Here is a 21,611-nt window from a genome sequence, read left to right as displayed (position 1 = left end):
TGCATATTAGAGCGTAAAATAGCGATATTGCAGCATGATAAGGTTAGCTAAATGAAACTATTAATGATTGACGATGACATAGGGCTATGTGAATTACTTAGCGAATACCTGTGTGCACAAGGCTATGAAATCGAGTGTGTTCATGATGGTGAGTTAGGCTTACATACAGCTCTAAAACATGAATACGCGCTAATTTTACTTGATGTAATGCTACCTAAACTCGACGGCTTTGATGTACTAAAGCAACTAAGGCAAACAAAGTTAACACCTGTCATCATGCTAACTGCCAAAGGTGAAGATTTTGACCGTATTTTTGGTTTAGAGCTTGGCGCTGATGACTATATCCCAAAGCCCTTTAACCATCGAGAATTACTAGCAAGAGTAAAAGCAATTACTCGTCGAATAGAACATATTACTAGTTTGAGCAACACCCAAGCCAACAAGCTTAATGTAAACAGCATAACAATCAATCTTGCCGCTCGTGAAGCCTACATAGATGAAAGCTTGCTAAGCCTAACAGGAACCGAATATGAAGTACTTGCCTTACTTGTTAAAAATGCTGGCGACGTTGTTAGTAAGGAACAAATAAGCGAAAAAGTACTGGGCAGACGCTTAGCTGCATTCGATCGCTCAATTGATATGCATGTGAGTAATATTCGTAAAAAAATAGCAGAGCATAACAGTGCAGAGCGAATTAAAACGATGCGAGGAACCGGTTATGTCTTTATCCAAGGAGAATAAAACAACTCACTTTGCTTGGCTAAAACACCCTCAAAACTTTTTGTTTTTTAAAATATTTATTTGGTTTTGGCTAACGGTGATAGGCACCATTACATCTTTGGTATTTCTTAGTAATCTAGCAATAAACCAAGTCAGTAATGAGCAGCTTCAGGGCCCAATGTTAAAGAACTTAGAATATGCAGCCAAAAGTTTTGAGCGAATCGCTTTAAAGCATAAAAAAAGTGCTGCAGATATCTTGCAACATCCACGATTAGCTAAGCGAAAACTACTTTATCTAAATTCAGATCAACCTGAGAACTCAATCACAAGTCGCCCTCCCGCAAGTGATATTGATTTGAGCCTTGTAAACTTTACTAAAAACATGTCGCCACAAGTTATTTTTACTGAAAACTTTGTAGCGTTTGGGCCAATCAAAACAACATTCCCTGAAGGCACTTTTTACTTATACGAAATAGATGAAAACAATCAGCCTCCATTTTTAATACGCTTAAAGTTAATGCCTATATGGTTAAAAATTGCCGTTGCTTTAGTTGCTTCATTAGCGCTGAGCTTTGTATTTAGTCGAAATTTAATTGCCCCGATCAATCATTTAAAACAAGCAGCCAACAAACTGTCACAAGGCGATTTAACAGCCCGTGCAAACATTAATGAAAACAGACAAGATGAGCTGGGGATATTAGGCCGAGAGTTTAACAGCATGGCAACGCAAATTGAGCAACTAATTGCTGCACAAAAACGCTTACTAGCTGACATTTCCCATGAGCTACGCTCACCGCTTACTCGTTTAAAAATGGCGACAGGCCTTGCCCAAATGCAAGCTGAGGATAAAAATCAAACCTATTTACTGCGCATTGAAAAAGAAGCTAATCAGCTCGATAAAATGATTGCAGATGTACTGCAAGTTTCACGCTTAGAGGCAAAAAGCCAACCACTGTCGTTACACAAACAATCTATGCAAGTGATCATCACTCACGTATTAAATGATGCACAGTTTGAAGCAAAACAAAGCAATAAAACATTACATATTGAAGGGCAACTCAATGTTGACATAAACTGTGATGAAAGCTTGCTCGCCAGCGCACTTGAGAATATTCTGCGTAATGCGATAAAATACGCAGCGCAATCCATTTCTATCAAGCTTACACTAACAGATGCTATCAACATTGAGATCAGTGATGATGGCCCAGGTGTTGAACCGCAAAACTTAGCCCGATTGTGCGAACCATTCTTTAGACAATCTGACGCCAGAGATAGAACCAGTGGTGGCACAGGTTTAGGATTGGCAATTGCAAAAAATGCGATTGCAGCCCACTCTGGGCATTTAACACTACACAATCAGACTCAAGGTGGTTTGAGTGTGCACATTGTTTTACCTATTTACAAGCAGCCATAGCCATGTTTTATAGCACTGAACACACTCTTTTTGAGCAGCAAAAGTACATTGACGACTTTTTTACTCAACAGGTAACTAAGCAACACCTAGCAACTCCCAGTGGCAACTTATACTATGGCTACGCGATTCCCAAACAAGCTCACACAGCAATCGTAATAAGCTCAGGGCGTATTGAAGGGTTAGATAAATACAGAGAGTTAATATGGGAGTTATATAACAATAACTACGCCGTCTTCATTGCGGATCATCAAGGCCAGGGGCGCTCATACCGCGCATTAAAAAACCCGCATAAGGGCTTTGTTAATGTGTTTTCTGATTACGCCAATGATTTAGCCATATTTGATTCAACAATTATAGCGCAGCACTGGCAAGGTAAAAAAGTAATGCTTGGTCACTCAATGGGCGGAGCAATCGCATTTAACTTTTTAACCCAGTTTGACCATAACTACAGTGGCGTATTTTTATCAGCGCCTATGTTTGATATTTACACTAAAGGCACACCAAAACCAATTGCTAAGCTAGTCGCTAAAATTGCCTGTTTTATGGGTTTAAATAAATTATACGCATTGGGTCAAGGCAACTATAAACCTGAAGCATTTGCGCAAAACACCTTAACGGGCAGCGAAGTTCGCTACCAATTATTTAGACAGGTTTATCAACAAGAGCCCAGCGTACAGTTAGGTGGGGTTACATATGGGTGGTTAAATGCTGCCTTTAAATTTATTAAAGACGCGCCACATTTAACACTCTCTATCCCAATGTTTATTGCAAGCGCGCAGTTAGACACCGTAGTTGATAACACTGCACAACACACCATTACCCACTTACAGAAAAATGCAATTTTAGAAACTTTTAGCGATGCTAAACATGAGCTCCTTTTTGAGCAAGACAGCATCCGAAAAGCCGTATTAACACGCTTTTACGAGTTTTGTAATTCAGTAACGTCAGCCTGACTCAATGATAATGGGTCTTGGTGGATGAGAATATCCATTTCACAATCAAATTGTTGCTGAATCATTTCGACGACCTCATCGGCCACATAGTGCGCCCTAATGAGTGGCAGTGTATCCTCAAGCTCTAAATGCATTTGTATAAATTTAACCTTGCCACCTTGTCGCGTTCTTACATCATGTACACCAAAAACGTCTTTATGGCTGTTGGCAATTTCAACTATTTGAAGTTTTTCATCATCGGGCAGCTCTTTATCCATTAAATGATCTGCGCTTTGTTTTGCAATATCCCAACTGTTATAAAGTAGGTACCCTGCAACACCAATCGCGAAAATAGGATCTGCATACTGAACGCCATTTCCTGCTAATAAAATCGCAACTAACACGGCAGCATTTAAGATAAGGTCGCCTTTGTAGTGAACCGAATCTGCTTTTATGGCAATGGATTCTGTATGGTTAATCACTTTAGTTTGCACAAACACCACCACCAGTGTACACAAAATTGCAAACGCACTTACCCAAACCCCGAGCATTGAATGACTTAATTCAACGGGGTTAAATAAACGCTCAATACCGTGAAACGCAAGCAAACACCCCGAACCTGCAATAAAAGCCGCTTGCCCCAATCCCGCTAAAGCTTCAGCTTTACCGTGACCAAAACGATGATCGTCATCAGCAGGGCGAAGAGCATACCCAAGTACTAAAAAACTCATCGCAGAAGCGGTAATATCCATTAATGAGTCAGTAAGAGAGCCCAACATAGACGCTGAGCCTGACGCTAACCAAGCCCAGCATTTGGTTGCAATCATTAGGCTGACCATTACCATGGTAACCACACTGGCTGTTTTAACCCAAAACTCATAACTGCGATGATGCACTGTTCTACCTACATGTGAGCAACTCTAATAAGCAGAGTATATCATTTTTTTTAAATGTTTAGTGTATACTCACCCGAGTAGAAAATTAGCTTATAATAAGGCACGCTCATGCTCGATATCGTTTTATACCAACCTGAAATTCCGCCTAATACCGGTAATATTATACGCCTATGTGCCAATACTGGGTTTTCACTTCATCTAATTGAGCCACTAGGTTTTGAGTGGGATGATAAGCGCGTTAAAAGAGCGGGTTTAGACTATCATGAGTTTAGTAATGTTCAGCGACACGCTTCATTTGAAGCCTACTTAGAAAAGTGTAAACCAAAAAAAGTCTATGCTTGCACTACTAAGGGCAGCCAGTTTCATCACCAAGCACAATACGAAGCAGGTGACAGCCTTGTTTTTGGCCCTGAAACACGTGGCCTTCCTGATGAACTAATACAATCATTACCTGGGGAGCAGCGGGTACGTATCCCAATGCAAGCGAATAGCCGCAGTATGAATCTATCAAATGCAGTTGCAGTGTTTGTGTATGAATCGTGGCGTCAGCTTGGGTTTCCTAACGCAGAGTAATGAGCTTTGTAAAAACGCATTCTTAAAATAAAAAAGCGCGATATAAATCGCGCTTTACTATTTAAGTCTAAACAATTAAAACTAAAAATTATTCAGACGTTTGCTCTCTACCTAACAATGCCATCGCGGCTTCTTTAACGTCTTTATTTTCATAAAGGACTTTATAGATTTGTTCTGTAATAGGCATTTCAATACCGGTACGCTGCGCAAGTAAATACACTTCTTTGGTATTGCGGTATCCTTCAACTACTTGTCCTATCGACTCGATAGCAGCATCCACCCCTTTACCTCCGCCTAGCGCTAAGCCAAAGCGACGATTACGAGATTGATTGTCTGTACAGGTTAGAATTAAATCTCCAAGACCAGCCATGCCCATAAAGGTTTCTGACTTTGCGCCAAGTGCACAGCCTAATCGACAAAGCTCAGCTAAGCCACGAGTGATAAGCGCTGTACGCGCATTCGCGCCAAAACCAAAGCCATCAGACATACCCGCACCAATTGCGATAACATTTTTAACCGCACCACCAAGCTGAATACCAATAAAGTCATCATTGTTATACACCCTAAACGAGCGGCCACAATGCAATAAATCTGCTAATTGCTTTGCAAAAGCAGGTGAAGTTGATGACACTGAAATTGCTGTAGGTAAGCCCATTGCCATTTCTTTAGCAAAAGTAGGGCCAGAAACCACAGCTAAAGGCACGTCATCACCCAGCTCTTGCTGTGCAACTTCTTGTAATAAGCGACCTGTATTGGGTTCTAACCCCTTGGTAGCCCATGCAACCTCTGCACCTTCGAGTAACGACGGTTTGATTTGTTGCAATGTGTCACCAAATGCATGGCTAGGCACTACAACCAAAATAATTTGACTATCACAAACTGCGCGATGCAAATCACATTCAAGGTGAAGAGTGTCAGGGAAAGTAACATCGGGTAGGTAACGTTGATTCTTCCGCTCAGCTGCAAGCGTGGCAACGTCGTCGCTATTGCGTCCCCAAAGTGTCACTTTATGACCATTTCGGGCTAAACAAATAGCAAGGGCGGTGCCATAAGACCCCGCCCCTAATACAGTAACAGCTGAATTTGCTGTACTCATAAATTATGCGTCTGCAGTTGCCTGATCAGCTTGCGCTGCGCGCTGCTGCATGTACTGAGCAAACAAAGCATCAAAATTAACTGGTGCAAGGTTAAGCTGTGGGAACGTGCCACGGTTAACTAAGTTAGAAACAGCTTCACGTGCATACGGGAATAAAACGTTAGGGCAAAAAGCACCTAGCATATGTGCAAGCTGAACTTCTTCAAGGTCACCTACAGTAAAGATACCCGCTTGTTGTATTTCACATAAAAATGCAGTTTCTTCACCAATAGAAGCAGTAACAGTCAATGCTAGTACTACCTCAAAAAGGCCTTCGTCTAATTTGTTAGAACGTGTATCAAGGTCTAATTTAACCTCAGGTGTCCACTCTTTTTGAAAAATTGCAGGAGAGTTTGGCGTTTCAAACGACACATCTTTTGTGTAAATACGTTGAATACTAAATTGTGCGCCAGATTCTTGAGCGGCTACGTTTTGATTTTCTTCGTTCATTGTAATTCCTAACTTTAATCGTTTTTATAATAAATACGTTAATTAATTTAAGCGCTTAATTTAGCGTCAAGTTTACCTTGAGCTTCAATAGCCATCATGTCGTCACAACCGCCGATATGCTCATCATTAATAAAGATTTGCGGTACTGTGCTTGCGCCACCTGCTTTTTGAATCATTTCAGCGCGAAGCTCAGTCTGTACACCAATATCTATATTTTTATACGCCACACCTTTACTTTCAAGCAATGCCAAAGCACGTTGGCAAAAAGGACAATACGCTTTGGTGTATAGAACAACATTACTCATACTAATTCCTCTATCGGCCAGTTAAATTTATTAACGACCTGTTGTGGTTGGTAGGCCTGCACTTTGCCATGCGCCCATACCACCAGATAAAACATAAACCGACTCAAACCCTGCTTTATGCATTGCTGTAGCAATACCAGAAGCGGTCATGCCCGTTGTACATACTAATATAATGGGTTTGCTCTTATGCTTTTCAAGGCTTGAAAAGTCAGATTGTTTAGCTTTTTCAGGGTTTAAATGCTCAGCACCCGCAATACGGCCATTATTAAATTCTTTTTGTGCACGTATATCAACAACTAAGCCGTCTTCACGGTTAATTAGTAACGTTAACTGTTGCGGGTTGATTTGACGGATTGCTGAAAATTTACTTTTAAACCATCCACCCACAATTAGCGCAACTAAAGCGACCCACGCTAAACTTAAAATCGGATGATTTCCGATAAATTCAATATATTGTTCCATGCGACTTCCACTATGAAAATTGTCCCGCACCAAAGGCGCTGGGGTTATTAATAACAGGGCTATAATCTAGCCTCGCAAGTATACGTGCTTGATGAAAAATTACCAGAGAGTGAAATATTTTAATATCCTGATTTGAATGCTGATCCACAAGCAAAAACACGGTATGCTAAGCATCCAACAGGTTGCAAATTTCAGGAGCTACAATGACACAGCATAAAAAACCTCTCGTATTAATGATTTTAGATGGTTGGGGATACCGCGAAGACACTCAAAGCAACGCAATCCTAGCGGCAAATACGCCTGTACTAGATGAGCTTTGGGCAACCCGCCCACACACATTAATTTCTGGGTCTGGTTTAGATGTTGGTCTGCCTGATGGTCAAATGGGTAACTCTGAAGTAGGTCACGTCAACCTAGGTGCTGGGCGTATTGTTTATCAAGACTTCACGCGCATTACCAAATCAATTGACGACGGTGAGTTTGAGCACAACCCTACGCTTGTTGAAAATATCGACAAAGCAGTAAGTGCAGGTAAAGCTGTACATCTTATGGGTCTTTTAAGCCCAGGCGGCGTTCATAGTCATGAAGACCATATTGTTGCAGCAATCAAAATGGCAGCAAACCGTGGCGCGAAAGAAGTCTACTTCCACGCATTTTTAGATGGCCGTGACACACCACCACGCAGTGCCCAAGCCTCAATTGAACGAATAGAAACCTTATTTAACGAACTAAACTGCGGTCGTTTAGCCTCTATCGTTGGTCGTTATTATGCAATGGACCGCGACAACCGCTGGAATCGTGTTGAGCAAGCGTATGACTTAATGGTTAGCGGCATTGCACAGTACAATTTTGCTAACGGTGTTGAAGCACTTGCCGCTGCATATGACCGCGACGAAAACGATGAGTTTGTTGCCGCAACAACAATAGCAGCAAATGGACAGCAAGCTGCGCAAATCAATGATGGCGACACGGTTATTTTCCTAAACTTTAGAGCCGACCGTGCCCGCGAGATGACACGTGCATTTGTTGATGCCGATTTTGATGGCTTTACCAAGAAAAAAGCACCTGAACTAGGTGGTTTTGTCATGCTCACTGAATACGCCGCTGACATTGATGCACCTGCGGCCTTTGCCCCAGAGCCACTTGTTAATGTACTAGGGGAATGGTTCGAGAAAAATGGAAAAACCCAACTGCGTATCTCCGAAACAGAAAAATACGCACACGTAACCTTCTTTTTCAGTGGCGGCCGTGAAGATGAATTTGAAGGCGAAACCCGCGAGTTAATACCATCTCCTCAAGTAACTACCTATGATTTACAACCTGAGATGAACTCAGAAATGCTCACCGACAAACTAGTCGAAGCCATCAAGAGCGGACAATACGACGCTATAATCTGTAACTACCCTAATGGCGATATGGTTGGCCACTCAGGTGTATTTGAAGCCGCAGTAAAAGCCTGTGAAGCGGTTGATAACTGTATTGGCCGTGTAGTAGCTGCACTTGATGAATTTGGTGGTGAAGCACTTATTACTGCAGACCATGGTAATGCAGAACAAATGGCAAACCCAAAAACAGGGCAAGCACATACAGCACATACCAGCGAGCCCGTTCCCTTCATTTATGTTGGCCGTGACGCCACACCTAGTGAAGGCAAAGCACTTAGTGACGTAGCACCAACAATGCTACACCTAATGGGCATGGAACAGCCTAGCGAAATGACTGGCACACCTATCATGACATTGAAATAAATCATGCAAAAAAGTGTTAACCTGTTCATTATTAGTCTGTTAATACTTACTTTATTCGCTATTGCCCCGGCAATAGCGAATGAAGACCGTACTAAAAAAGACCTCTCTGAAATTCAAAATGCGTTAAAGAAAAGTGAAGCCGAATTAGCAACACAACGCAAAGACATTGCAAAACTACAACAATCCTTAAAAGCATATGAACTAAACATAGCTAAGAATGCAAAGGCACTCTCGATTGCAAAACAATCGATTAAAGATACCGAAGCACAGCAAGCTAAACAGCAACGCCAAGCTAATAAATTAAAGCAACAACAACAAAATCTACAACGCGTACTCGCTGCACAACTAAAAAGTGCGTATATGTCAGGCGGTAATGACTACGCAAAGATGCTACTAAATCAACAAAACACGGCACAAGTAGAACGCACCCTTAGTTACTACAACTACCTTAACAAAGCCCGCATAGAGCAAATAGAAGAATTAAAAGCGTTAATGGTTGAGATAGAAGCAGTTCAAGCCGAACTTGAACAATCTAAAAAACACCTTGTCGCATTACACCAAGAGCAAAAATCTCGGCACCAAGCATTAGTTGATGCGCAAAAACAACGTAAGAATAATATTAGCGAATTACAAGCGAAACTTGATTCGACTAAAGGCGCCATAAACTATTTAAAAGAAAACGAAAAAACCCTTGTTACCACCTTACAAGAGCTCGAAAAAGAGAAAAATCAGACCATTGAGCTGATTGGCTTACAATCAAGTAAAGGGCGTTTAAATTGGCCAACAAAAGGTAAACTTGCACATCGCTTTGGTCAGCGAAAGCATAGCGGTATTGATTGGAAAGGAGTGCTAATAAGCGCTAATGAAGGCAGTCAAGTAAGCAGTATTCATAACGGGCAAGTTGTATATGCAGATTGGCTTAAAGGCTACGGTTGGGTGATTGTAGTAGACCATGGTGAAGGGTTTATGAGCCTGTATGGTCATACACAAACTCTACTCAAAGATGTAGGCGACACGGTACGTAAAGGCGATATTATAGCTTTAGTTGGGCAAAGCGGCGGACAAGCAAATTCTGGTCTATACTTTGAATTACGCCACAAAGGACGCGCAGTAAATCCTGTAAAATGGTGCAGACGCATTTAATTGACTAAACAGTGCTGCACCCAATGGGGAGCAGCTGATGCCAACAACACATACAACTATTGACCGTCTAACCAATTGTTTAGCCAGCAACAATGCCATAAAATCTTTAATGGTAATGTTTTTTATATGCTTTAGCCTAAACTGCTTTGCCGTTACTTCTATCCATGAGCTAAAGAAACAACAGCAACATGAAATCCTGTTTAATATACATGCTTACTATGTGGAAGATCTTTCCTTACAAAGTAGTTTTAATGATAAACAGCAATTCGAAACACTATTAAATCAACTTGATCCCTATTCAAAATACCTCGATGAAAGTGAACTAGACGCCCTATTTAATAGCACTAATGGCCGATACACAGGTTTAGGTATTGAAGTACAAGCCAAAGACGACCAAATTGTCATTATTAATGCACTAAACAACTCCCCTGCCCATAGTGCAGGTATCAAACAAAATGACATTCTTCTTGCTATAAATAATCAATCGGTTGCTAATAAAGATATTAGCCAAGTCGCAAATATGATTTTAAAGAGTGAATCAGCAACAGTGCAGTTAAGCATTAAGCGCAACAATACTTTGCAACCTCTTAGCTTTGCACTCACCCGTAGAGAAATTAACATTGAAAGCGTGAAAAGCGCATTGTATGACTATGGTGTGGGTTATATGGCGATTAAAAGCTTTAGCAACCACACATTACACGATGTTTCTCGCCAGCTTGCACAACTTGAAAGTAACTATGGCGGAGCATTAGCAGGGCTTGTGCTAGATTTACGCGATAACCCTGGTGGCACACTGCAAAGTGCGGTAGCCGTTGCTGATTTATTCTTACAGCACGGTACAATCGTCACCACAAAAGGGCGCTTTTATGATGCCAACCAACATTATAAAGCCAGCGCTGGTGATATTTTAAATGGCTCCCCTATTGTTGTATTGATCAATGAAAACTCGGCATCAGCCGCCGAAATACTTGCCGCAGCGTTAAAAGACAACCAACGCGCAACTCTAGTCGGCAATAAATCATTTGGTAAAGGTTCAGTACAATCATTAATTCCCTTAGGTAACGGTAATACAGCTTTAAAACTAACAACGGCTAAATACTTCTCACCTTCAGGAAAATCAATTGATGGAATTGGTGTTGCTCCAGATGTAGCGATTAATAAATCAACACTTTCACAAATAAATAAAGTCGCTATAATAAAAACTGAACAAGGAAACAGCAACGGTTCGTGGTTTAGTGATAACCCAACCGATCAACAGTTATTAAAAGCAAAGCAGTTGCTTACTATGAAGTGAAGTAGCTTAAATAAAAAGATAATAAAAATTATAAATTTGAAAAAAATACTTTTGCTAATTATGGCTATTTGCCTTTTACCTAGTTATGTACACAGTAAACAAATAGCCATTGTGATTGATGATATTGGCAATCATCAACGCGACCTAGAAACTCTCAACCTTCCTGGTAAAATTTCGTATTCGATTTTGCCCCACACCCCTTTTTCTCAAATATTTGCGCAATTAGCCAGTCAAACTAATAAAGAGCTTTTACTACATGTCCCAATGCAAGCGCTGGATCAAACTAAAGCACTCGGCCCTGGCGCACTGACCAACGATATGAATAAAGAGCAGTTACAAAGTACGCTTTACAATGCACTTGCAAGCCTTCCGCAAGTAAAAGGTGTTAATAATCATATGGGCTCAGACCTGACCCAAAAAAGCACACCAATGAAGTGGACAATGGAAGTACTCAAACAGCGTGGCTTGTACTTTTTAGATAGCCGCACAACAGGGTTAAGCCAAGCCCAAAACGTTGCCAACTTATACGGTGTTGAAAATGTAGGTCGCCATGTATTTTTAGACAACATCCCCAATGAGCAACAGCTGCAATTTAGATTTGATGAACTCAAGCACAAAGCTCAGCGTTATAATTTCGCTATAGCCATCGCTCACCCCTACCCTGAAACCATTGAGTTTTTATCGCGTAAACTCCCTGAACTAGAACAACAAGGATTTGAACTGGTGCCACTATCACAGCTGGTAGAGCGAAAATACATACAGCTCGCACAAGCTGAACCTAAAGCGGTTAATGCAAGGTAAGCTTAAAGTTATAAGGGAAAGGAGCGAGGTGCTAGGTTTTAGATTTTAGATTTTAGATTTTAGGTTCTAGGTGCTAGGTGCTAGGTGCTTGTCAAACAGCATAGTCCGTCGTTAAATTAATCACGTAGGTTGGGTTGAGAGCAACGAAACCCAACGATTAAAGGTATGAGTTAATAGACAGCTTTAAACAAAAGCCAGTCATCGAGATTTGCTTATTACTATAGTTAGTTGATTGGTCAAACTTCTCTTTGCGCATATATTCATGAAAATAAGCTTATTAATGCGTAGTTTGTTGCTATAACAAGACAATAAGCGCCCTTATAACTCCAGGAGAGAGTATTTTGCTTTTCAAATACCTAGAGCCAGATAGAATTGATGTTTTAGCCTCTGGTCATATACGTTTTACTCAGCCAGCCGATTTTAATGATCCTTTTGAATTTCAGCCTGTAATTTCGTCAGTGGCCTCAAAGGAAGAGTTAGATAAAGCTATGGATGAAGATCTTAAAACAATCGTCCAAGAAGAACTTCAAAAATTACCCTCAGAAATACGCACACAAATTTCACCTGCACAGCTAGAAGCTGTTACACGTAAATTATATGAACAGCATTGGCCTTCTTTGAAAACTAAATTGAAAGAAATGGGCAGTGAAACAACTAGAGTTTTTGTTGATAAAGCAAACACATTAATTGGTGTTCTTTCTCTAACGGAAAAAAACGACAATCTTTTGATGTGGTCACATTATGCGTATTCGCATAAAGGGTTCTGTATCGGGTTTGATAAAAATTCACCCTTTTTCAACAGAAAGAGAAGCGAGGTTGATGAGTTTTATCATTTGCGTAAAGTTTCATACAGTAAAATGAGACCGTCCAAACTTGTAAGTCAATTGAGTGGAGTAGAGCTATTTTTAATAAAGTCAAAGGCTTGGGAATATGAGCAAGAATGGAGAATGTGTGCTGTACTGGAAGATAGCGAAAAAACTATTAGTACAACATCCTTACCGATACACCTATTTCAATTTCCAAATTCAGCGCTCAAAGAGATAATTTTAGGTGCTTGTATAGAAAAAAATGTGAAAGAACACATTTTATCGGTGGTAAGAAAAAATTATCCTCACATAACAATTAAACAAGCAAAAATATCAAATGAAGAGTATGGCCTTGAGTTCATTGAGTTATAACAAGTGAATAAAGTTACGACCCGTCTGCTCATGGCACATTCAAGAGAGCCGATAATGCAAAACACTGACGCTAGATGGTTGGGTATTTTTTCGTTGGGTTTCGCAAGAGGGAAAAATAGCGGTGGTCACTTATGCTTATGACTTATCGCTTAAAACTTAAAGCTTCTCTAAAAGCAAAAAGCCCCGCATTTTCATGCAGGGCTTTCAAAAATTTATACAATGTTAAGCGTTAGCTCATTGCTGCTTGTAGCTTTTTCATTGCTGTTTTTTCAAGTTGGCGAACACGCTCAGCTGATACGCTGTACTTTGCAGCTAGCTCTTGCAAAGTAGCCTTATCATCAGACAACCAACGTGCGCTTACAATATCTTGTGAACGTTCGTCGAGTGTTTTTAATGCGCTAAACAAACGTGTGTGAGATTGCTCTTGCCACTGCTGTTGTTCAACTTCTTCAGCTAAATCGTTACTGCCGTCAGTTAAATACTGAACGGGTGAGTAAGTGCTGCTTGGCGCGTCATCGTTGTCGTCGCTAGTTAAATCAAAGCCCATGTCCTGGCCGCTCATGCGCGACTCCATTTCACGTACTTCTTTTTCACTTACACCTAGCTCATTCGCTACAGTTGCTACCTCAGCTTGGTTAAACCAACCTAGGCGCTTTTTATTTTTACGTAAGTTAAAAAATAACTTACGTTGTGCTTTAGTGGTCGCAACTTTAACGATACGCCAGTTCTTAAGCACGAATTCGTGAATTTCTGCTTTTATCCAGTGCACTGCAAATGAAACCAAACGTACGCCCACTGATGGGTCAAAACGTTTTACTGCTTTCATCAGACCGATGTTACCTTCTTGAATCAAATCCGCTTGTGGTAAGCCGTAGCCTGAATAGCCTTTAGCTATGTGTGCCACAAATCGTAAATGAGACATGATGAGTTGCTTTGCAGCATTAAGATCGCCGTCTTCCTGTAAGCGGGTCGCCAACTCTTTTTCTTGCTCAGCCTCTAGCATAGGTATTGTACTTACCGCTTGTAGGTAACCATCAATACTCGCGCTTTGCTGTCCAACTGTGAGTGCCATTGCGTATAAATCTTTACTCATTTTTCACCTCGGTGATAAACATTTGAAACCATCTTAGCACTCTTTAACCGAGAGTGCTAACTTCAATTTAAATCTTTTTTTCGATTGAAGCAAGTGATTTTTTCGATGTTTTTTATTCTACTTTAAACGTCTGAATATGCGATGAATTCTAGCTTTGCAGAGCGTTAGAAAAAATACCTAAGGATGTTTTCTAACGCTTTTAATGATATTACACATCTATTGTTACACTTTATCGGGTTCTATTTCTTTAATGTAACGATTTACTGATAGGTAAGAGCCAACAAAGCCTAGTGTGGTTGCTAATAATACCAATGAACCAAACTCTGGCACACTCAACCCGATTAAATCAAAGTGTGTTTGATACACACCCGCAACCTCAGTAACAGCTGCGCCCAACCACCACATCATTAAAGCAACGCATATAAAGGCAAACAAGCCGCCAATAATGCCATACCAAATACCCGTCCATAAAAAGGGCGCGTGGATAAAGGTGTTGGTCGCCCCTACTAGCTTCATTACTTGTATTTCTTCTTTTTTATCCATTATTGATAATCTAATCGTGTTGCCAATAATCAGTGTTACTGATGTAAGTAAAAGTAATGCAATAGTAATGACGCTTTCTTTTAATAAACTAAGTAGCGCGTTGAGCCTTTCAAGCCAAGCAATGTCCAGCTTGCCAAAGTCTACCTCACGTTCTTTTTCAAGTTTTGCAAGCAGTGCTCGGGCTGAATCTGCTTGGCGATGACGGCTAGTGGGTGTGACCAAAACAACGTCTGGTAGTGGGTTTTCATCTAAATACTCAAGTGCCTGGCCAAAACCAGATACATCTTTAAATTCAACCAGCGCATTTTTTTTTGAAATGAATGTGACTTTATCAACTTCTGGGTATAACGCTAAACGCTTTACTAACGTTTGTGTTTCTTGTTCGCTCATTGACTCTTTAACGAATAATGAAATTTCAGCTGCCTCTTCAAATCCGCTATTAATTTGTTGAACATTTTTAACCACTAAATACAACGTAGCCGGTAACGTTAAACTTAACCCTAGTACTGCAATCGTCATCATTGACGCCATTGGCGTTCGCCACATCTCACCTAAACTATGAATACCTTGGCGGAAAATATTCAAAACAAAAAAGTACCCAGCCGCTATAAATGATTTTTTTGCTCGTTCATTCTGGCTCTGACGACCTTTAAATAACAAACTCATAATGACACCTCAGCCAGTGGATCTTGACTCATACGGCCCTCTTTTAAAGTCAGGCTTCGATAACGCATACGCGAAATAAGCCCTAAATCATGGGTTGCGATTAACACTGTGGTACCGTGTTTATTAAAGTCTTCAAATAAGCGCAGTATATCCATAGATAATTCAGGATCTAAGTTACCCGTAGGCTCATCTGCAAGCAGCAAAGGTGGCGAATTAACAATTGCACGTGCAATACCTACTCGTTGCTGCTCACCACCTGATAATGTAGAAGGGTGACATTTTACTTTGTCTAACAAACCAACTTTATCTAAAGCTCCATGTACGCGCTTTTCAATTTGCTTACGGTGAGTCCCTTCGATGACCAACGGCAGTGCTACGTTATCAAATATTGTATGGCGCTCTAATAAGCGATGGTTTTGAAATATAATACCAATGTCACGACGGACATAGGGGATCTGCCTTGATTTAACAGCACTTAAGTCAACGCCATTGATCAATACTTTTCCTGCCGACGGACGCTCCATCAAGCTGATTAATTTAAGTAGGGTACTTTTACCAGCTCCACTGTGGCCTGTTAAAAAAGCCAGTTCACCGGGCTTGACATGAAAGCTCACTTTTTCCAATGCTCGGTGGCCGCCTGGATATGTTTTACTGACTTGCTGAAAATTTATCATTTTTATCCCTCAGCTAAAAAAGGCTTAAACCAGTTTGATTTAAGCCCTTTTTTTAAATTTACGCTTCGTCCTCGTCTTGGCTAAACAGCGCATCGATAAAGTCGTTACTGTTGAATGCTCTTAAATCATCAATACTTTCACCCACACCAATATAGCGGATCGGAATATTAAACTTATCAGCGACCGCGAAGATCACACCACCTTTGGCAGTACCATCCAGCTTAGAAAGTGTAATACCCGTTAAACCAACACACTGATTAAAAAGATTTACTTGGCTAATTGCATTTTGACCAGTACCAGCATCGATAGTTAACATGACTTCGTGAGGAGCATCTGGGTCTATTTTTTTCATTACACGGGCTATTTTTTCAAGCTCTTGCATTAAATTATCTTTATTTTGCAAGCGCCCTGCTGTATCAGCGATTAACACATCAACATTACGTGCCTTGGCCGCTTGGAATGCATCAAATACCACTGATGCACTGTCCGCACCGGTATGCTGCGCAATGACAGGAATTTCATTACGCTCACCCCATACTTGCAGTTGCTCAACGGCTGCAGCACGGAAGGTATCACCTGCGGCAAGCATCACTGATTTACCTTCGTTTTGAAATTGCTTAGCAAGCTTACCGATTGTAGTTGTTTTTCCCACACCGTTCACGCCAACCATTAAAATAACAAATGGCTTTTTATCAGCGGGCATTTCCAATGGTTGCTCTGCTGTTTTAAGCATTGCGGCCATTTCTTGCTTCATTAGCTCATAAAGCGCATCACCGTCTTTTAGCTGCTTTCGATCTGCTGCATCGGTTAAATTATCGATCAGCTTCATGGTGGTATCGACACCTAAATCAGCCGTTAATAATTGTGTTTCTAATTCTTCAAATAGTTCATCATCAATTTTCTTACCACTAAAAATTGACGCAAAACCTGAGCCTATATTCAGTTTTGTTTTGAGTAAGCCTTTTTTAAGACGCGAGAAAAAGCCTTCTTTTTTTGGCTTTTCTGCTTTTTTAGCTTCCTCTTTGGCAAGTTCGGCTGTAAGACGTTCTTGCTCTACACGCTCAGCTTCTGCCTTTTCAGCAGCAATACGCTCTTGTTCTACACGTTCAGCTTCTGCCTTTTCTGCAGCAATACGTTCTTGCTCTACACGCTCAGCTTCTGCTTTTTCAGTAGCAATACGTTCTTGCTCTACACGCTCAGCCTCTGCCTTTTCTGCAGCAATACGCTCTTGCTCTAAACGCTCAGCCTCTGCTTTTTCTGCAGCAATACGTTGTTGTTCTTCACGCTCAGCCTCTGCCTGCTCTGCAGCAATACGTTCTTGTTCTACACGCTCAGCTTCTGCTTTTTCAGCAGCAATGCGCTGTTGCTCTAAACGCTCAGCCTCTGCCTTTTCTGCTGCAATGCGCTCTTGCTCTACACGTTCAGCTTCCGCCTTTTCTGCTGCAATGCGCTCTTGCTCTAAACGTTCTGCCTCAGCTTCTGCTGCAACGCGTTCTTGCTCTACACGTTCAGCTTCTGCCTGCTCTGCTGCAATGCGTTCTTGCTCTAAACGCTCAGCTTCCGCTTTTTCAGCAGCAAGTCGTTCTTGCTCTACACGATTAGCCTCTGCCTTTTCTGTGGCAATACGCTGTTGTTCTAATTCTGCATCATGTTGCGCTTGCTCTGCGGCTTTGCGTTCAAGTTCCAAACGCATTGCTTCTTCTTGCTGTGCTAAACGCTCAGCTTGCTCACGGCGAACTTGCTCAGCCTTCTCTGCTTCGAGCAACTCTTCATGTGCTTTCTCAGCAGCAATACGCTCCTGCTCTACACGTTCAGCCTCTACTTGCTCTGCAGCAAGTCGCTCTTGTTCTGCACGTTCTGCCTCGGCTTTCTCTGCAGCAATACGTTCTTGCTCTGCTAACTGCTTTTGGTTATCAGCGTCTGCTGCCTGCTCTGTTTGTTGTTTATTTTCTGATTTGCCAAAACCTAGCCAAGACAGGAATTTACTTTTTTTTGCCATAGTTGCTAATAACCACTTATAAAAATCTGATAAACTAATGCAAATAGTTTTATCTGAACCCGCTTTTAAAGCCATTCATAAAACTATTGTCCAAGATGCTTATGGTAACACTTTTAGCGCAGTTGAAAAATGACGCACTACCATATGATGACAATATTATCTGAGCCGCGTTCTAGATACCATTTATTAGTGAGTTAAATGAGAAAAAAATCACCACAAAAACAATCAAATAATAAATCTAGCGATGGCTTTATTAGGATCATTAGCGGGCAATTTCGTGGTCGTAAATTACCTGTGAAAGATGTTGATGGCTTAAGGCCAACGACAGATCGAATTAAAGAAACGCTCTTCAATTGGTTAATGCAAGATACTCGAGATGCTAAAGTGCTCGATTGCTTTGCAGGCTCCGGTGGGCTGGGTTTTGAAGCCCTCTCTAGATTTGCTCACAGCGCCACCTTTTTAGAAATGGACAGTTCAGCAGCCGCGCAATTAAACACTAACGCGCAAACGCTTAATTTGAATAACGCAGACATTCATTGCGCCGATACTTTGCGTTATTTAGGTCAAAACACCAATGAACAACAATTTGATTTAGTTTTTGTCGATCCGCCTTTTCGCCAAGGTTTAGCTAAGCCATGCTGTGATTTACTAATAAAAAATAATTGGTTAAGTGAAAATGCACTTGTTTATATTGAAATTGAAAGCGAATTGAACAATCTTTCAATACCGAATAATTGGCTGTTATTAAAAGAAAAAATTGCCGGCCAAGTACAATGTCAATTATATCAAGTACAATAAAATTAGTAACATAGAATTTATTTTAGTTTGCAGTTAGAACTAGATAATATTTATCCTTTACATGTGGTGTGGCTTCGGATTACAATACCGCACCATTTTTGAACCACTTGATCATTGTTTGATCAACTTGAGCAACGCTCATTATTTAGGTAGGTGAATTTTTAATGCCAGTAATTAAAGTAAGAGAGAACGAACCGTTTGACGTAGCACTTCGTCGCTTCAAGCGTTCATGTGAAAAAGCAGGTATCCTTTCAGAAGTTCGTCGTCGCGAGCACTATGAAAAGCCAACAGCTGAGCGTAAGCGTAAAAAAGCTGCAGCGGTTAAGCGTCACATGAAGAAGCTTTCTCGCGATAACGCACGTCGCGTTAAATTATACTAATAGTATTAGGTCTTGTATAAATGAGCCTTTTAATAACGCTAAAAGATGCGCAAAAAGATGCGATGCGAGCGAAAGACAAAACACGTCTTAACCCAATTCGTATGGTGCTTGCTGCAATCAAGCAGCGTGAGATTGACGAGCAAATAACACTAGATGATGACGGTATTACCGCAGTTTTAGTGAAGCTTGTTAAACAACGCCGCGATTCATACACTCAGTACAAAGATGCTGGGCGTGATGATTTAGCTGAAGTTGAAGCCAGTGAAATTACAGCACTTGAAGAGTTTTTACCTCAACAATTGAGTGAAGACGAAATCATTGCTCTCATTGATGCGGCTATTGCTGATACTAACGCAGCAGGTATGCAAGACATGGGTAAAGTAATGGGTATAATCAAAAGCAAAGCTGAAGGTCGCGCCGATTTAGGTAAGATTTCTGGCTTAATTAAGCAACGATTAACTGCCTAATACGCCCACATACATAAAGTATGATTGAAGCAAACCGAGCCAAGTGCTCGGTTTCTTCGTTTTTAGCTTTAACAAAAATAGCATTTGTGTTCAAATCTAATTTTGCAGAACTAAAGCTAGTTCGTTCACCTTTTTCTATTTATTTCAGGACTACACTTTACTAATGGCCGGAAAGATCCCACGAAATTTTATTGACGATTTACTCGCCAGAACAGATATTGTCGAGCTCATTGACTCTAAAGTTGGTCTTAAAAAAGCCGGTAAAGATTACCAAGCGTGCTGCCCTTTTCATAACGAAAAGTCTCCTTCGTTTACTGTTTCACAAGATAAACAGTTTTACCATTGCTTTGGTTGTGGCGCTAACGGCAACGCAATCTCCTTTGTTATGGAATACGACAAACTTGAGTTTGTTGATGCAATTGAAGAACTTGCCAGCTTATTAAACCTCGATGTGCCACGCGAACAAGGTAACACCAGCTCAGGCCCACAAAGAACCGCAGAGCAAAAACGTTCTGATTACGACTTAATGCTACACGCCGCACGTTTTTATCAACATCAATTAAAACATCATGCAAACTCTGCTGATGTCATTGAATATGTTAAAGGCCGTGGCTTAAGTGGCGAAACCGTTAAAAAGTTTATGATTGGTTATGCACCGAGTGAGTGGGAAGGCTTATGCCAACAGCTCGGTCGTAACAAAGAACAAAAAGAGCAACTAGTAGAATTAAAGCTCGCTTCGGAGAAAACGCCTGGCAGGCAGTTTGATTTTTTTCGTGACCGCCTAATGTTTCCTATCCGCGATAAACGAGGTCGTGTTATCGCGTTTGGTGGTCGGGTTATGCAAGCTGATCAAGGCCCAAAATACTTAAACTCACCAGAGACCCGTATTTTCCATAAAGGCTTTGAACTGTATGGACTTTACGAGGCAAAGCAAGCACATAAAAAGCTTGAGCATGTCCTTATTGTGGAAGGCTATATGGACGTGGTCGCCCTCAGTGAACAGGATATAGAATACGCAGTAGCGGCTCTTGGCACTGCAACAACAGCAGAGCACATGCATACTTTGTTCAGAACAACCGACAAAGTAATTTGTTGTTACGATGGTGACCGTGCAGGTCGCGATGCTGCTTGGCGCGCGCTTGAAAATGCGTTGCCTTACTTAAGTGATGGTAAAGCACTGCAATTTGTATTTTTACCTGATGGCGAAGACCCTGATTCACTAGTACAGCAAGAGGGTAAAGAAGCCTTTGAGCAACGCTTAGCAAAAGCGGATGACTTTACTCAAGTGTTGTTTAACAAATTAAGCCAAGAAATTGACTTAACTAGTGATGCAGGCAAAGCAAAATTACTCAGCGCGGTACTCCCGTTAATAGAAAAAATACCCAGTGAGTTTTATCAAGAAAATTTACTTGAGCAACTAGGGCGATTAATTGGCCGTACAAAAGAGCAATTAAATAGCCGCTTAAAAACGCCTAAGCAACAGCATTCAATTGAGCGAAAATTTAAAATAACGCCAATGCGCCGTGCTATTGGCTTGCTAGTGCAGCATCCTAGTTTGGCAAATGCAGTGCCTTATTTACCTGATCTTGCCCAAATGAATATTGCAGGTATTGCACTGTTAATAAAATTACAGCATTACGCGTTAGAAAAAGGCAGAATCACTACCGCTCAATTACTTGAGGCGTTTAGAGAAAGCCCTGAGTATGAAGCACTGATCAAATTAGCCACTTGGCGTCATGAGATAAATGACGACCGCTTAGAAGATGAATTTAAAAATACTTTTAAATTTATTGAAGATCAGTGTTTAAATTATCGACTCGAGACCCTATTAATAAAAGACAAGACACAAGGCTTAAATAGCGATGAGCGACTCGAGTGTCATTTATTAACTCAAGCGCTAAAAGGAACTAACAGCTAGTCAAAATTGATAAATGCTGTTA

Annotated in this window: 22 protein-coding genes; 13 read left to right on the top strand and 9 right to left on the bottom strand. The window is 40.9% G+C overall.

What is annotated here, in order from left to right:
* The first annotated feature begins 51 nt into the window (after positions 1-51).
* From ACHUE3_RS11785 to ACHUE3_RS11775, 3 genes are read left to right on the top strand one after another with little or no spacing between them, the layout of a single operon-like run.
* On the top strand, positions 52-741 hold the full coding sequence (locus ACHUE3_RS11785; RefSeq protein WP_394192611.1) for a response regulator: 690 nt from the start codon (positions 52-54) through the stop codon (positions 739-741).
* On the top strand, positions 719-2,134 hold the full coding sequence (locus ACHUE3_RS11780) for an ATP-binding protein (RefSeq protein ID WP_394192610.1): 1,416 nt from the start codon (positions 719-721) through the stop codon (positions 2,132-2,134). Before ACHUE3_RS11785 ends, ACHUE3_RS11780 begins: the two co-directional genes overlap by 23 nt.
* A 2-nt stretch (positions 2,135-2,136) precedes the next feature.
* Complete coding sequence (locus ACHUE3_RS11775; RefSeq protein ID WP_394192609.1) at positions 2,137-3,087, top strand: alpha/beta fold hydrolase; 951 nt, start codon at positions 2,137-2,139, stop codon at positions 3,085-3,087.
* On the opposite strand, the gene ACHUE3_RS11770 is transcribed toward ACHUE3_RS11775, so the two are convergent.
* Entirely contained in the window at positions 3,054-3,962 is a 909-nt protein-coding gene (locus ACHUE3_RS11770; protein ID WP_394192608.1) for a cation diffusion facilitator family transporter, read from the bottom strand. The two genes, ACHUE3_RS11775 and ACHUE3_RS11770, sit on opposite strands and share 34 nt — an antisense overlap.
* A 108-nt stretch (positions 3,963-4,070) precedes the next feature.
* Between ACHUE3_RS11770 and trmL the strand changes: the two genes are divergently transcribed.
* Positions 4,071-4,535, top strand: coding sequence for a tRNA (uridine(34)/cytosine(34)/5-carboxymethylaminomethyluridine(34)-2'-O)-methyltransferase TrmL (trmL, locus tag ACHUE3_RS11765; RefSeq protein ID WP_099294734.1), 465 nt, complete (start codon positions 4,071-4,073; stop codon positions 4,533-4,535).
* An 88-nt stretch (positions 4,536-4,623) separates the two neighbouring features.
* Here the strand turns inward: trmL and gpsA are convergent, their stop codons facing one another.
* From gpsA to ACHUE3_RS11745, 4 genes are read right to left on the bottom strand one after another with little or no spacing between them, the layout of a single operon-like run.
* Complete coding sequence (gpsA, locus tag ACHUE3_RS11760; RefSeq protein WP_394192607.1) at positions 4,624-5,631, bottom strand: NAD(P)H-dependent glycerol-3-phosphate dehydrogenase; 1,008 nt, start codon at positions 5,629-5,631, stop codon at positions 4,624-4,626.
* Between the two features lie 3 nt (positions 5,632-5,634).
* A complete protein-coding gene (secB, locus tag ACHUE3_RS11755; protein ID WP_394192606.1) occupies positions 5,635-6,120 on the bottom strand; it encodes a protein-export chaperone SecB in 486 nt (161 codons plus the stop codon).
* Positions 6,121-6,167: 47 nt separating this feature from the next.
* Positions 6,168-6,425, bottom strand: a complete 258-nt coding sequence (gene grxC / locus ACHUE3_RS11750) for a glutaredoxin 3 (RefSeq protein ID WP_394192605.1) — start codon at positions 6,423-6,425, stop codon at positions 6,168-6,170.
* Positions 6,426-6,455: 30 nt separating this feature from the next.
* On the bottom strand, positions 6,456-6,887 hold the full coding sequence (locus ACHUE3_RS11745; RefSeq protein ID WP_099294742.1) for a rhodanese-like domain-containing protein: 432 nt from the start codon (positions 6,885-6,887) through the stop codon (positions 6,456-6,458).
* 203 nt (positions 6,888-7,090) lie between these two features.
* On the opposite strand from ACHUE3_RS11745, the gene gpmM reads away from it, so the two are divergent.
* The 5 genes from gpmM (at position 7,091) to ACHUE3_RS11720 (ending at position 13,051) form a co-directional block, all read left to right on the top strand.
* Positions 7,091-8,635: a 2,3-bisphosphoglycerate-independent phosphoglycerate mutase gene (gene gpmM / locus ACHUE3_RS11740; RefSeq protein WP_394192604.1), complete on the top strand. Its 1,545-nt coding sequence runs from the start codon at positions 7,091-7,093 to the stop codon at positions 8,633-8,635.
* Between the two features lie 3 nt (positions 8,636-8,638).
* Positions 8,639-9,778, top strand: coding sequence for a murein hydrolase activator EnvC family protein (locus tag ACHUE3_RS11735; RefSeq protein ID WP_394192603.1), 1,140 nt, complete (start codon positions 8,639-8,641; stop codon positions 9,776-9,778).
* 37 nt (positions 9,779-9,815) lie between these two features.
* Entirely contained in the window at positions 9,816-11,072 is a 1,257-nt protein-coding gene (locus ACHUE3_RS11730) for a S41 family peptidase (protein ID WP_394192602.1), read from the top strand.
* 60 nt (positions 11,073-11,132) lie between these two features.
* Positions 11,133-11,873, top strand: a complete 741-nt coding sequence (locus ACHUE3_RS11725) for a divergent polysaccharide deacetylase family protein (RefSeq protein ID WP_394192601.1) — start codon at positions 11,133-11,135, stop codon at positions 11,871-11,873.
* A gap of 341 nt (positions 11,874-12,214) precedes the next feature.
* Entirely contained in the window at positions 12,215-13,051 is an 837-nt protein-coding gene (locus ACHUE3_RS11720; RefSeq protein ID WP_394192600.1) for a DUF2971 domain-containing protein, read from the top strand.
* 229 nt (positions 13,052-13,280) lie between these two features.
* Here ACHUE3_RS11720 and rpoH read toward each other — a convergent pair whose 3' ends face one another.
* The 4 genes from rpoH to ftsY all read right to left on the bottom strand — a co-directional run bounded on the left by rpoH (position 13,281) and on the right by ftsY (position 18,026).
* Positions 13,281-14,144, bottom strand: a complete 864-nt coding sequence (gene rpoH, locus ACHUE3_RS11715; RefSeq protein ID WP_099294756.1) for an RNA polymerase sigma factor RpoH — start codon at positions 14,142-14,144, stop codon at positions 13,281-13,283.
* Between the two features lie 222 nt (positions 14,145-14,366).
* Complete coding sequence (gene ftsX / locus ACHUE3_RS11710; RefSeq protein ID WP_394192599.1) at positions 14,367-15,353, bottom strand: permease-like cell division protein FtsX; 987 nt, start codon at positions 15,351-15,353, stop codon at positions 14,367-14,369.
* A complete protein-coding gene (ftsE, locus tag ACHUE3_RS11705) occupies positions 15,350-16,027 on the bottom strand; it encodes a cell division ATP-binding protein FtsE (RefSeq protein ID WP_394192598.1) in 678 nt (225 codons plus the stop codon). Before ftsE ends, ftsX begins: the two co-directional genes overlap by 4 nt.
* Before the next feature lie 58 nt (positions 16,028-16,085).
* Positions 16,086-18,026 (bottom strand): signal recognition particle-docking protein FtsY, encoded by a 1,941-nt coding sequence (gene ftsY, locus ACHUE3_RS11700; RefSeq protein WP_394192771.1) that lies wholly within the window; start codon positions 18,024-18,026, stop codon positions 16,086-16,088.
* A 198-nt stretch (positions 18,027-18,224) separates the two neighbouring features.
* Between ftsY and rsmD the strand changes: the two genes are divergently transcribed.
* The 4 genes from rsmD to dnaG all read left to right on the top strand — a co-directional run bounded on the left by rsmD (position 18,225) and on the right by dnaG (position 21,589).
* Positions 18,225-18,824: a 16S rRNA (guanine(966)-N(2))-methyltransferase RsmD gene (gene rsmD, locus ACHUE3_RS11695; protein ID WP_394192597.1), complete on the top strand. Its 600-nt coding sequence runs from the start codon at positions 18,225-18,227 to the stop codon at positions 18,822-18,824.
* Between the two features lie 164 nt (positions 18,825-18,988).
* Positions 18,989-19,204 (top strand): 30S ribosomal protein S21, encoded by a 216-nt coding sequence (gene rpsU, locus ACHUE3_RS11690; protein WP_002957797.1) that lies wholly within the window; start codon positions 18,989-18,991, stop codon positions 19,202-19,204.
* A 20-nt stretch (positions 19,205-19,224) separates the two neighbouring features.
* A complete protein-coding gene (locus tag ACHUE3_RS11685) occupies positions 19,225-19,671 on the top strand; it encodes a GatB/YqeY domain-containing protein (RefSeq protein ID WP_394192596.1) in 447 nt (148 codons plus the stop codon).
* Between the two features lie 163 nt (positions 19,672-19,834).
* On the top strand, positions 19,835-21,589 hold the full coding sequence (gene dnaG, locus ACHUE3_RS11680; RefSeq protein ID WP_394192595.1) for a DNA primase: 1,755 nt from the start codon (positions 19,835-19,837) through the stop codon (positions 21,587-21,589).
* The last annotated feature ends 22 nt before the right edge of the window (positions 21,590-21,611 follow it).

The sequence above is a fragment of the Pseudoalteromonas atlantica genome (genome assembly GCF_043641955.1).
GTDB lineage: Bacteria > Pseudomonadota > Gammaproteobacteria > Enterobacterales > Alteromonadaceae > Pseudoalteromonas > Pseudoalteromonas atlantica_A.
This window is presented reverse-complemented; position numbering and strand designations above follow the sequence as displayed.